The organism is Thalassolituus maritimus (assembly GCF_900156675.1).
Lineage (GTDB): Bacteria > Pseudomonadota > Gammaproteobacteria > Pseudomonadales > Oceanobacteraceae > Thalassolituus > Thalassolituus maritimus.
Map to the genome: position 1 here is coordinate 60,609 of NZ_FTOH01000006.1, position 12,852 is coordinate 73,460.

The 12,852-nt window shown below is 49.8% G+C and carries 12 protein-coding genes; 8 read left to right on the forward strand and 4 right to left on the reverse strand.

Annotated features, from left to right (window positions below; all coding sequences use genetic code 11):
* Positions 1-4: 4 nt before the first annotated feature.
* Positions 5-940: a hypothetical protein gene (locus BW941_RS10455; protein ID WP_076515875.1), complete on the reverse strand. Its 936-nt coding sequence runs from the start codon at positions 938-940 to the stop codon at positions 5-7.
* Between the two features lie 260 nt (positions 941-1,200).
* Between BW941_RS10455 and BW941_RS10460 the strand changes: the two genes are divergently transcribed.
* Positions 1,201-1,524, forward strand: a complete 324-nt coding sequence (locus BW941_RS10460) for a hypothetical protein (RefSeq protein ID WP_076515877.1) — start codon at positions 1,201-1,203, stop codon at positions 1,522-1,524.
* A gap of 73 nt (positions 1,525-1,597) precedes the next feature.
* Positions 1,598-2,158, forward strand: coding sequence for a CBS domain-containing protein (locus BW941_RS10465; protein ID WP_076515879.1), 561 nt, complete (start codon positions 1,598-1,600; stop codon positions 2,156-2,158).
* A 58-nt stretch (positions 2,159-2,216) separates the two neighbouring features.
* On the opposite strand, the gene BW941_RS10470 is transcribed toward BW941_RS10465, so the two are convergent.
* Positions 2,217-3,164, reverse strand: coding sequence for a hypothetical protein (locus BW941_RS10470; protein WP_139325820.1), 948 nt, complete (start codon positions 3,162-3,164; stop codon positions 2,217-2,219).
* A 196-nt stretch (positions 3,165-3,360) separates the two neighbouring features.
* Here BW941_RS10470 and BW941_RS10475 point away from each other — a divergent pair, with 196 nt between their 5' ends.
* The 5 genes from BW941_RS10475 to BW941_RS10495 all read left to right on the forward strand — a co-directional run bounded on the left by BW941_RS10475 (position 3,361) and on the right by BW941_RS10495 (position 10,349).
* Positions 3,361-4,836, forward strand: coding sequence for an amidase (locus BW941_RS10475; RefSeq protein ID WP_076515883.1), 1,476 nt, complete (start codon positions 3,361-3,363; stop codon positions 4,834-4,836).
* A gap of 30 nt (positions 4,837-4,866) precedes the next feature.
* Entirely contained in the window at positions 4,867-5,631 is a 765-nt protein-coding gene (locus BW941_RS10480; protein ID WP_076515885.1) for a sulfite exporter TauE/SafE family protein, read from the forward strand.
* 148 nt (positions 5,632-5,779) lie between these two features.
* Entirely contained in the window at positions 5,780-7,090 is a 1,311-nt protein-coding gene (locus BW941_RS17885) for a hypothetical protein (RefSeq protein WP_076515887.1), read from the forward strand.
* Positions 7,091-7,259: 169 nt separating this feature from the next.
* Complete coding sequence (locus BW941_RS10490) at positions 7,260-8,501, forward strand: hypothetical protein (RefSeq protein WP_076515889.1); 1,242 nt, start codon at positions 7,260-7,262, stop codon at positions 8,499-8,501.
* 183 nt (positions 8,502-8,684) lie between these two features.
* The gene (locus BW941_RS10495; RefSeq protein ID WP_076515891.1) at positions 8,685-10,349 is read left to right on the forward strand and encodes an ATP-binding response regulator; all 1,665 of its coding nucleotides are present in this window, start codon (positions 8,685-8,687) and stop codon (positions 10,347-10,349) included.
* A gap of 30 nt (positions 10,350-10,379) precedes the next feature.
* Here BW941_RS10495 and BW941_RS10500 read toward each other — a convergent pair whose 3' ends face one another.
* Together BW941_RS10500 and BW941_RS10505 are read right to left on the reverse strand one after the other, a co-directional pair.
* Entirely contained in the window at positions 10,380-10,982 is a 603-nt protein-coding gene (locus BW941_RS10500; RefSeq protein ID WP_076515893.1) for a response regulator transcription factor, read from the reverse strand.
* Positions 10,983-11,044: 62 nt separating this feature from the next.
* A complete protein-coding gene (locus tag BW941_RS10505) occupies positions 11,045-11,929 on the reverse strand; it encodes a LysR family transcriptional regulator (protein ID WP_076515895.1) in 885 nt (294 codons plus the stop codon).
* Between the two features lie 147 nt (positions 11,930-12,076).
* On the opposite strand from BW941_RS10505, the gene BW941_RS10510 reads away from it, so the two are divergent.
* On the forward strand, positions 12,077-12,850 hold the full coding sequence (locus BW941_RS10510) for a ferredoxin--NADP reductase (RefSeq protein WP_076515897.1): 774 nt from the start codon (positions 12,077-12,079) through the stop codon (positions 12,848-12,850).
* The last annotated feature ends 2 nt before the right edge of the window (positions 12,851-12,852 follow it).

Genomic DNA, 12,852 nt, shown 5'->3' on the forward strand with positions numbered 1-12,852 from the left:
CTTCTCACTTAAGAAGTAGCAACCAGTTTGAATTCTTGCTTGAGATCGGGTGCAGGCAGCCTGCATCCGCAAGGGTCTGGGTCTGGGTGAGTGGCCACCAACCGAGACAATTTGGATAGATGCTATTGAGCGAGAGATTTCCATTATTTTCATAAACGAAAAAATAAGACTGCCCTTGTTGTCCCTGAAAACCTGCCAGTGATGTAGCGTTTAGCATGGACTGACTGGCGTTTTCGCTCAGCACGGGGTGAGAGCCTTCATCCGGGTCATCCATAAAGTGATCGATATTCACTTTCTCGTGTTGCTGATTGATCTTGAGAAAGAAATTCTCGCCACCAAAGACGAAGAAGGTGAAGTGCCCCCATGTCTTCGCCCAGATGTCTGACCAGACTTCCTGAAGGCTGAGACCATCGTATGGAGGCACACTGATCTGATATTTAACACAGGCACCGGTTGAGCCGTTGTACAGCACGACACAGGTTGTATCGCGGTATGGCAGAACATGCATCATGGTGAAGCCTTCGCCGACGTACTGGTTACGCACCGAAGACAGGCTGTAGTCTGCTGAGATTCGGTAAAGGTTCAGGTAGCTCGATGCTGTATCGTAGGTTGCCAGGTAGGCCTGACCGCCGAGATAGAAGACATCCATCGTGGTCAGTGCCTGATCGACTGCGCTATTACTGAGCAGTTTGCTCAGGGGGTGGGAGTCAGACTCTTCTATGAAGCTGATTGAGCCTTGTGAAGGGCTGTAAAAAAGGCTACAGGAGACACCATTGATCGTCAGTCGTGCGGTGGCACTGGTATCTGTAGGGATTGCCTGAGCAATCCCGGAAGGAAGCGTCGCCGTGGTTATACCCCATTGGCTGTCTTCGGATCCGGTGGTGGGGGGCTGTATGGCAAGGCATACAGGAAACTCGCTGGGAGTGGTTGATGCCGTCATGGGCAGATTCCTTTCTATTGTTTGTACTATGAGTTGTGCACCAAATATACGCCTGAGACAGGGAGCGCTCTATTCGCATTTGTTATAGCCTGAATTCGTATCGGGCACTGTGAGCTATTTATGGTGGTTTAACTTACTTCGTTTTCTGCTGGTGGAATGACGAAGAGATCACACTTTCTATTTGTTGACGGAAACTTACTGGTAGAAACCCGATCTCAGGCATATATTGATATCAGTCTTTTGAGTATTTAGGAGGGTGTATGCGCTTTTCGCTAGTGCCAGCGTTGCTGCTACTTCTGAATCTCTCTCTTCCTGCGTCTACGGTATCTTATTCAGCCCATCAGGCCACTACTAAGAATATCAACACGGCAGAGGCCAACTCCTCCGCGATCGCTGTGGAGATTCTTGCTGATGCATTGCTGAGTACATGTGACAACGGTGCGGATGACGACGAAAAGTCGGCACTTTCAGGCCGCACGCTGTCAGGGGGTATCCTGTCTTCACAGGATGTTCCTCGCGCTGTCCCCGCGGCAGTTCCCTCTTTAGGTCGGTCTTCCTCTATACGGGCTCCCCCTTTTTTCTGATTCTTCAGACTGTTTAATCAAATATTAAAGAATCAGTACTGCACGACAAATTGCAGTGCCAGGAGATCGTATTATGAAAAAGTTGACCCTATACCCTGTCCAGAAAATTGATGAGCTGGTTCAGCCAGCAGATTTTAAGGAAAAAAACCTATTCAGCCCGGCGATGGATTTCTTTACTGATTTCCGCGACGTTGAGCCTCTGGTTATTGAAGGGCCCGTTCCTGCACCCGAAGCGCGCAGCCTTATGATCCGGACACACGTCCGGTTAAAGATTGTGGTTGATGCCGCCGGACATTTCGCAGGGGTGGTTTCAGCCGCCGACCTGTCGGAGCAGAATATTATTGCTGAAGCTGCGGCCTCCGGTGTCCCCCGTGATGAAGTGCGTGTCAGTGATCTGATGACAAGAAAACATGACCTTCTGGCGCTGAATATTCATGAGGTAAGCTCATCAACAATTGGCGATGTAATAGATTTTCTGCAGGGGAACTATCAGCAGCATTGCCTGGTAATTGATGAGGACACTCACCAGATTAGGGGTGTTTTTTCGGCCAGCGATATTTCTCGTCAGTTGAGGCTGCCGGTAAATATTCAGGAGCAATCTAGCTTCAGTAAAGTCTTTTCTGCAGTATCGTGATCTGGTGATTGAAGACTGCCCGTGCTATTCGGCACGGGCTGTCTTCTAACCCATTAAATTATTCTGATTCCGCCAACGGGAGTCTGGCGGTTGTATGTGGTTGTACAGGTAACCCGAGATACTTAGTCAGAACGTCATCGAATTTATTCCAGTAATAGGCTTCATCGCCAACCGGAACCAACCAGGCAGCAACGGCTCTGCGATATGACCGGCTTTTGACGATATCGGGCAGGGCTTTATTTATGGCCTGAATAGCTTTCTTACCCTCAGATGAGTTCGTACAGCCGACTGCACCAAGAATGAAGCTGTCGCGGGTTTCAGAAATCGGTAGGAAACGCAGTTGGTCAGCATCTTGGTCAGAGTACACATGGTGGTTAAGAACAAATTCATAGTCGATGATGAAATCAAAGCGGCCCTTATTCAGCATAGTGAGAATACCTTGTGTCTCAGTCGAGCCCGCTCGGGTATTGACTTCGATATTATGTCGGTACGTATGCAGTATGCTATCCAGTTCATCACCGTAAGTGCGGCCACTGATGTGCCCCATGCTAATGTCTCTGGCACTGATAACTGACTCTAACGACACGCTGCCATCTTCCTGAACGGATAAGCTCTCAGCGAATGCATTGGTGGTGATGATACCGTGAGGCAGGTACATTGCATTGGGCACTGAGAGCAGGTAGTCATCGCTCAGTGGTGCCTCATGAATCATGGTCGCGAAGCATAGTGGGTCGTAAGACTTCCAGCTTGACGATAACCGACTCAGCGGAACATGAAGAGTGGCATGTCGGTAATTATCCAAAGCACCTTCAATCAGGGCTTGTAGTTGATCTCCAAAGCCCGGCCGGCCATCGGGTCGGATGATGTAGAAAGGGGGCGCGTCGTTTTTTACCCAGTGTAGTTTCTGAAAGGTTGTTGGCTGCTCTGCGTGAGCCGCCATCGATGACAGCCAGGCCAAGGCTGTCACACCGTATCTGAAAAGGTGTTGCGACAACGTCTGTCTCATGGACTCCACTCACCCGATTTCGACTTTTGTCCCCGGAGAGTATGCCTGCACGCAGATAGGGTCAATCCTCACTGATGCACGGCACATTTGCACATTGGCAGTCATTATTGTGTCCGGTACCCTGAGACACATTCCAGATTCAGAATCAGGCGTCACTAAAAATTAAAAGCCGCCGACAATAATAGAGGGGATGACTGTGTCTAAAGAGTGGGCTTTCTGCGGCATCGCAGAACTTCAGGCAGCGTTGACTGCTGGAGAGGTTACCAGCCGCGGGTTGGTCGAATACTTCCGTGATCGTATTGAAAAGCTGAACCCAGCACTGAACGCGGTCGTAGCAACAAACTTTGATGACGCATTATCCCGTGCTGACGCCGCAGATGACGCCCGGGCAAAAGGGGAGTCATGGGGGCCTCTGCATGGTATCCCTATGACCATCAAAGATACTTTCGAAGTTGTCGGTATGCCCTGTACAGCCGGCTCCCGGTCTCTGGCGAAGCATATGCCTGGTTCGAATGCCTTTACCGTACAGCGTCTTATAGATGCGGGCGCGATTCCTTTCGGCAAAACCAATGTGCCTTTGTTTGCTGGTGATCTGCAGAGCTTCAATAAGGTCTACGGCACCACAAATAACCCCCATGATACCAGTCGCACGCCGGGCGGCTCGTCCGGTGGTGCAGCCGCTGCGCTTGCTGCAGGGCTCACCCCGATTGAGTTAGGGTCTGACCTCGCGGGCTCTATCCGCACACCATCTCACTTCTGCGGAACCTACGGCCATAAACCGACGCATGGCATTATCGCCAGCCGGGGTCACATTCCGGGCCCTCCCGGAATGCTTCTTGAACCTGATCTGTCGACACCTGGACCGATGACGCGTTACGCCGATGACCTGGATGTCATGCTCGATATTCTGGCAGCGCCGGGCCCATTAATGGGAGATTCCTGGTCACTGACACTGCCCGAAGCGCCTGAGAAAGATCTGAGTGGCTATAAGGTGCTCTTATGGACTCAGGATTCATTGAGCCCGATTGATGATGAGTTGCAGGCAGCCTACACAGCGTTGGCTGCACACCTGAAGTCTCAAGGTGTAGACGTCACGACCGGAGCGCCAGAAGGGATGTCGCTGGAGACATTTGTCCCAACCTATATGAACCTGCTCGGCTCGGTGCTCAGCGGAACCCTGAAGCCTGCACAACGTCGGGTGACCGCGGTGATAGGTAAGCTTGCCGGTAAATTCGGTGCGAGGCTTAAACTCAGTGCTCATATCGATAAACTGCTGAAAGGGATGACTCAGGTGCATGCTGACTGGCTACAACAGCACGAGGCGCGCCTGCGTATTGCGCAGAAAGCCGATAAGTTATTCGACCAGTACGATGTGATTTTGACGCCTGTGGTTCATGTGCCTGCGTTCAAACATCAACCAAAGCCTGCAATGCACAAGCGCAAACTCCATGTAAATGGTATGCCTGGTCCTTACACGGATATCTTTATGTGGATTGCTCCGGCAACACTGATGGGGTTGCCCGCAACAAGCGCACCTGTGGGTTCAACGAAGAATGGTCTGCCGGTTAATGTGCAGATCCTTGGTCGCAAATATCACGACAAAACAACGATTAAGTTTGCGTCTCTGTTAGAGAAGTCATTCCGCGGTTTTGTTAAACCAGAAGGGTATTAACTTCTGTCCAAGAGAACTCTGTGAGGGGACATGCTCGAACTTATACCTGACGGCCTGACCCTTACAGAGGCTCTGATACTTTTTGCTGCGTCATTTCTTGGGTCCTTTATCACGGCCGCTTTGGGAGTGGGTGGTGGTGCTTTCCTGATTACCGTGATGGCGGGTATTGTTCCGCCCATTGCTCTGGTGCCAGTGCACGGTGTAGTGCAACTGGGCTCAAATGCGTCTCGCGCGTTCCTGTCCCGCCAGTACCTTGATCGTCCACGTCTGTTCTGGTTCGTCACGGGTGCCGTGCTCGCGGTCGCCGGTGGTGTCTGGTTGGTCGGGCGCCTTGATACCCAATTGATTCCTCTGTTTATCGCTTTGTTTGTTCTCTGGATTACCTGGCTACCGATGCCAGAAATTGGCCTCGGGCGCACTCGTGTCGGTTTAGCGGTCGGGGGCTTTATCACGACATTAGCAAGTTTTCTCGTCGGTGCCTCCGGTCCACTTGTCTCGGCCTGGCTGAGCAAGGACGCTCACAATAAGTGGCACTACACAGCGCTCTTCTCAACTGCAATGAGCATTCAGCATCTGCTTAAAATTATCGTTTTCGGCGCTATCGGCTTCGCGTTCTCTGCCTGGGTTCCGGTTATGGCAAGCATGATTGTTTTGGGTTACCTGGGGACAAAGTCAGGACTTAAACTGCTGGGAAAACTGCCCGAAGCGCGCTTCAGACTGCTGTACCGCTGGTTTCTTAGTTTGCTGGCTGTGCGCTTGTTAATTACGTGGTGGTTGTCGCTTTCAGTAAGCTGACCTGACGGTCAGTAAAAGGTAAATAAGGCCTGAATGGCCGTTATAAGCAGCCTTCCCAAACTCTTTTCACCCAAACGGGTGAAGAAAGCCCGAATACCCTTCTGGTCTACTTCTCGCGTTGACAAAAACTAACGTTCGGGAGAGCAGAATGGAACTGAATAAATTAACACTGGCGGTACTTGCCGCGACTTCTATGACTCTGGTTGGCTGTGGTGGCGGTTCGTCATCTTCCAGTGATGATGAAACCGGTGACGACATCGTTACGCCTGATCCTCTTGCGGTGTATACCGATACAGCATGGTCTTTAGGTGCGGATGAGCTGGTTGGTCTCACCTACCCTCAGAATGCGACAAACGGTGACATGGTTGCGCTTAAGCGTTCGACCGGCTCTGACGACAGCATCTCTCACACCTTGATGGTAGCGCCTGCAGCAACAAAAGAATTTGTAGCAGTTGAGGGCGTAGCACTCGAAAAAGACTACTACCGTGATGTTCTGGCGTTGCCTGTGTCTGGTACTGTCGAAGGCGAAGAAATCGACACTGTTCTGATTGCGACTTGCGGATACGAAGAAGCCAGCATGATTGAAGGTGGCGAAATCCCGATGCGCGGTGAAGTCGGCCCCCGAGCGGTTGCCGTAGAAGAAGAAACTCAGACTCCAGCAAGTCTGGAGATCTATCTGGCCGGTACAGACATCAGCACTTCTCTCGACATTAACGATGAGACCGAAGGTAACTATTTTCTGGTTGACTGCCATTCGCTCGGCGGTCTGTCGGCTTCTGATCTGAGTAGCAAAGGCACTGATGCCTATGAGGTTGATTTCTTTATTACTGGTAAGGATAGCACTGGCGAGGTCGCAGTCTTTGAAGCCAGCCTGATTTACAATTATGAGAACAATGAAGTAACTGAAAGTGACTTTGCGGTGCTGGAATCCATTGAGGAGATTTTGTCAGCAGTTGCAGAAGATCCTGAGGATGATTTCCTGGTTGCCATGACTACTGAGAGAAGAACTTATCTTCTGAGCGAACTGAAAGAGGCAGGTATCGAACTGAATATGGAAAGTAATCCGTTTACTTCTGAAGCTGAGGAAGGCGCGATTATTCTGGACCTGGTATACAGCGGCGAAAATTTGCTTGCGGTTTCTGACGATGCTGGTCTTGCAGGTGCGGACTTCACAGGAGGTGAGTACGTATTGCTGAGCGGTGGTGATTTCACCCGATGCGTTGATCAGCTGGCAGTCAACGGCACAACGGTGTGGTGTCACGACTCTACTGACGAAGGCAAGCTGATTGAGTTCACGGCACCAACAGTACCGCAGTCTGACGTAGTCGAGGAAATTCCGGAAGAATCTCCAGCGAAAGCAGTGTCTCTCGCTGCCTCTTCTTACAAAGCAAGCAAAGAGGAAGCCGAGCAGATTAAGGCGGAACTCGAAGGCGCTGGTGCTGAAGTAGAAGTGAAATAATCACTGACATTACTCATTCTTACCACACTCTTTTAGCCCTCTTTTCAGGGGGCTTTTTCATCTCCCAATAAGATTTAAATACACAATTCTTATATTTCACCTGTTGAGGTGAAGTTGGGAGTAGCGCAGTTATTTATTATTGATTAGTTAAATGTTCACGGTGTTTCTTATGACTACTTCTCTCTTTTCTCGTGCCAGTCTTTTGGCAATCACTGTTTCTCTTATGGCATGCGGAGGTGGATCAGGCGGCTCTTCCAATAATGACCAGAGTCCGGACTCTGCTGATAACTCGACGGATAACCCTTCTGGGGGAGATCAAAATACCGACAATACGGATACGCAGATTGTCTTATCTGACACCACATGGAGTGCTGGTAATGATCGTATTCTGGGTATGGGTTTTAACGGTGATTCAGAATCACCGGAGCTAACCATCATGAAAGGGGCACCTGTTTCCGGGCAGGATGGCGATATTTTTTCCATTCGCTCTGTCACTTACCCAAGCACAGAATTGTCTGAAATTAAAAGCATAGATAACCAGGCCGATCGTCGCGACTTTCAGGATATGGATATCGTGTCATATAACGATGAAAGCTATGTGGTTGCCTGTCAGGATGGCAGTGATACACCGGGCTATACCAGTGCTGTTAGTCTGCATATCTATAAAACGTCAGATACATCTAAAGTCGCTGAAATTGATCTGGTTGATGGTAGCGTCGAGGCGCGGGAATGCAGCGGAATAGCTGCAGAATTTACTCAAGGCACGAGTGACGACATGGGGGCTGTGGTTTATTACGCAGGTAATGCAATGACGACGTCGGGTTCACCTCAGTACAGTTACTCCCGTATCATGAAAGTCGAACTCACGATAGATACGACAGCGAACGTTGATGCGACGGATGCGGTCGTTTTGGATGATATTTCTACTGTAGTGCGTGCTTCTCAAACCGAAGACTTCATGTCAGGTGTGACCGGGTTTGGAGACCATGTTTATTACACATATTATGATGACTCAGAAGAAACTAACAATCTTATGTATGCGAATTCAGGATCATCTCCCGCAACGATACGTAATGTTGACTGGTCGGCCAATGACCCGTTTGTTACCGGCGTTGCGCAGCAGATGCTGGTGAAAGACATGTTTGTTATACCGGGGCAACAGGCGACGGATTTCGATTCTATCTACATGGTGTCAGACTCAGCTGCGTCAGGTATTGTCGTTGCTGGTTATCGTCGCGATATGAATTTAAAGCAAGCAATGACGTTATCTTCGGATACTTCGGTACAGAACTGTTCTGATGTTATTACCGGTATTTCAGATCAGGGCGTGGGCCAGAAACTCTGGTGCCATGATGCTACCGATAGCGGTAATATCATTGAGGTATACTCACCGGTACACCCGGGTAACTGATACCGCTGAATAGTATCGTTCGATGAGAGGCCCGTTGGGCCTCTTCTGATGCCAGAAGTAAAGTGATGTTAAGGAGTAATCGCATTGGCAGGACTTCTAAGGAAACTGAAAAATGAGTTTCTCCCTCCTATAAATGAACATCCGCTGGCGGAAGACCTACAGTGGGAAAGGCATAATCTATTTATGGCCGAAGTCGGTTCCCGAATGGTTGGGTCGGTTATTGTTGCCTGTATTGTTGGCCTGATGTTTTATTCATCCGCGACAGCTGATGCGCTTCTCATCTGGTTTTCCGGTATTCTTTTTGTCGCCATAAATTCCTGGCTACTGATCCGATGGCATTATCGGTCAGATCACGAGAACCGTTCTTTGAGTTACGTTCGTATCTGGCATTGGGTCAACCTCTATCTATCCGTGATATGGGGCATTTTCTGGGCTTTGACGCCTTTTCTGTTCTTTCCTGATGCCAGTCAGATTCAGATACTTTCGCTATTGTTGCTGGTGGTGGTTGCCTCATCCATGCCCTCAGTCACAATGGGGTGCTATCCCGATATTTATATTACATTTCTTACGCCTGTGTTCTTCAGTTTCAGCTGGCATCTGCTGGCGGTAGATTTTGGTGGTGAAATACTGCCACTGATTATCGCGCCGCTCACCTGGATGATGTTGGTGCTGTTCAGTATCGTGATTCATCGAACCCATATGGAGTCCATTATTCTGCGCCTGGAGCATCGTAACGCCCAGGAGTTAGCGGATGAGCGGACAGCTGCGAAAACACGCTTTATTGCTGTCGCCAGCCACGACCTTCGTCAGCCAGTGCAGGCTGCTCGTTTATACGCAGAAGCCATGCTTTCAAACCCGGATATGCGCAGTCAGGAAACGTCAGAAAAACTGGTGAGAAGCCTGTCTTCCGCAAGTCATCTGCTTGACAGGCTGCTTGATATTTCAAAACTGGATGCTGGAGTGCTTGAAGTAAATCGTCAGGCGATTCGTGTGCAGAAAGTTCTCAATGAAATCTCTGCGGTTCACTCTGTGCACGCGATGGAGAAAGGAATTCATTTACGTGTTCAGGGGGAGCAGTGCTTGGTCTGTGCGGATAAAAGTATTCTGATTGAAATACTCGATAATGTGATCGGCAATGCGGTACGTTATACCGAGCAGGGTGAAATTACCGTATCTGCACATACTTCCGGTGCTAGTGTGTGCCTCACTGTAGAGGATACAGGGCAGGGAATTCCAAAGGCTAAACAGGCCATCGTATTCGAGGAGTTCGTGCAGCTGGATTCTGGTCCAGAGACGGCTGCCGGTAATGCTGGCATGGGGCTGGGGTTGCCGATTGTTAAGCGCCTATGCGAATTACACGCCATTCCTTTTGAATTCGAGTCTGATGTAGGGGTGGGCACGTCTTTCCGGTTCTATTTACCCCGTGCATCTGATGATAGTGCGAATTCCACGGAAGATAGTACGATCAAAGATCAGACACCATTACGTATTCTGGTGATCGATGATGAACCTCAGATCACTGATTCTCTGTCGATGATTCTTGTCGCCGCGGGTCATGACGTTGAAGTTGCGCATAACATGCAACAGCTTCAGCGGACCCTCAGGTCTGGACGTTTTATTCCCCAACTGGTTCTTTCTGATGACCGACTACCGGGGAATCTTGCGTCCGGCGATATGATCGAAGAGGTTAATTCTCAGCTGGGCAGACCTGTCCCAGCGATCATTATGACTGGTAATACATCCCCCGAAAGAATTCAGGCACTGAAAGCCAGTGGTTATCCGGTACTGTTCAAACCCGTAAGCAATGCGGAAATTATGTCTGCTATTACGCAGTTAGATATCTCTTAAGAATAACGACAGGTACACAGCAGCCCGAGCTCAGAGCCCGAGTGACCTTGCTTTGTTAAGGCACTCAATCCGGCTGCTAACGTTGAGAGTGTCGTACATAAGACGGACATGTGTTTTGATCGTGTTCGGGCTTAAAAACAACATATCGGCAATTTCACCATTGCTCATTCCGGATTTCATCAACGTGAGAATGGCTTGCTGTCGTGGAGAGAGAGGGTTTTCGTTACCCGTTTTGCCGGTTAGGGCATCGCGAAATTCAGGCGGGTAATAACCTCCTTCGATGACCGCGATGATGGCTTCTTTTACCTCAGTAATACTCTCGGACTTTCGTAAAAATCCACGTGCGCCGGCGGCTTTAATCTCTCCCATATTGTGTGGCGTGAGGTTGCCAGAGCAGACCAGTACAGGTATCTCAAGGCCATGTTGAGAGAGTATTTTCAACATATCTGTGCCACCCATTCCCTCCATTTCCAGGTCGAGAATGATCAGGTTCGGATTTTCGGATTTTAGTTGTTCAAGAGCAGGGCGGGCGTCGGGGAATACTCGAACCGTGCAGTTGTGACCAAACCCCTCAATGATATTTTTCAGGGCTTCGGCAAACATCTGATGATCATCGACAAGATAAAACAGCATCGGATTCTACAACTGGAGTGCGTAGAGAAATACTACCACAAGGTCGGGTCAGTCAGAGTGTCTTATGACGACCATTTCTGGCATAGATCCATCCAGGCCTGAATACCTGCACTCTGATATTTCTGCTTGTGCAGTATCAGATACAGGCGGCGGTGAAGGTCGCGCTCTGGTGTACGAATACGAACTAAACGTCCGCTCTGGAATTCGTCCTCAAGTGTCATTAAAGACAGGCAGCCAACGCCCAGGTTTTCCTGAACCGCACGCTTAATGGCCTCTGTGTGCTGCAATTCGAGAGCGATGTTCATCTCAGGGAGGAGGCCGCGCATGGCGCGGTTAAATGCCTGTCGGGTGCCCGAGCCGCTTTCGCGAAGAATCCAGGACGCCGCCATAAGTTGTTGGTCGGTGACCTTGCCAGAATTAGCTAATTCGTGATCCGGGCTGCAGAAGACCGTCAGTTCGTCACTGCGCCAGGGTTTGATATCCAGATGTGGGTGCTGAAATTCGCCTTCGATCATGCCTACGTCCAGTTCAAAATTCAGAACGCGTTCGGCGATGTGTTCAGTATTCTCAACGTCCAGCGTGATCGGAGCATCTGGATGCAGGCTCATATACTCTGCGACCATCTGCACTGCGAGATAATTTCCGATAGATAAGGTTGCGCCAATGTTCAGCGGGCCCGCGTCTGCGTTATTAAGCAAACTCTGCTCCAGGTCATCGGCCATCCCCATCAGCCTCTCGGCAGCAGGGCGTAACTGCTTACCTCGATCGCTCAACTGCAGGCGTTTACCAACCCGGTCGAATAAGAGCACGTCAAATTGGGTTTCCAGATCTTTCAGAGCGCTGCTCGCCGCACTCTGGGACATGTTCAGTTCACTCGCTGCGCGGGTCAGGTTGCCAGCTTGTGCGATCGCGAGGAAGACCTCGAGTTGCCGCAGTGTGTATCTCATCGGTTTACGCCCCGGAATACTGTGATCGGTATATTCGATTGATTATATCAAAATAAGTTGTTTTATCGAATTTGATAGTGGGCGTAACCTGTGTTCATTCTTTGAGCAAACAGCTCACTATCTTTTTGAAACAACGGAGTCGCCAATATGAGCAACCTGATTCGTGAAACAGTTACCAGCGTACACCACTGGAACGACACACTGTTCAGTTTCACTACTACCCGCAATCAGGGCCTGCGTTTTAAGAATGGTCATTTCACTATGATCGGACTTGAGGTCGAAGATAAGCCACTACTCAGAGCATACAGTATTGCCAGTGCGAACTACGAAGAAGAGATGGAGTTTTTCTCAATTAAGGTTCAGGACGGCCCTCTGACTAAGCACCTGCAGAAACTGTCAGTGGGTGATGAGATTCTGGTAGGCACTAAGCCAGTGGGTACCCTGATTACAGACAACCTTCTGCCAGGTAAGAACCTTTATCTGTTGAGCACCGGAACGGGTCTGGCGCCGTTTATGAGCATTATCAAAGACCTCGATGTCTATGAGCAATACGGCAAGGTCATTCTCACTCACGGTGTTCGGTACGTCTCTGAGTTGGCTTATCAGGACCGTATCGAAAACGAACTGCCGAACAACGAATACTTCGGGGACATTGTGCAGGAGAAGTTAATTTACTACCCGACCGTGACCCGGGAGGAGTACCGCAATACAGGGCGCCTGACGGATCTTATCCGCAGTGGAAAGCTGGCCGCAGATATTGGTCTGGAAAATATCGATCCGGAGAACGACCGCTTTATGTTGTGCGGCAGCCCAGCGATGCTTGATGAGCTGACCGACATGCTCGACGAGCTGGGCTTTAAAGAAGCTCGCGGTGGGCATGCCGGTCACTATGTGATCGAACGGGCATTTGTTGAGAAATAATT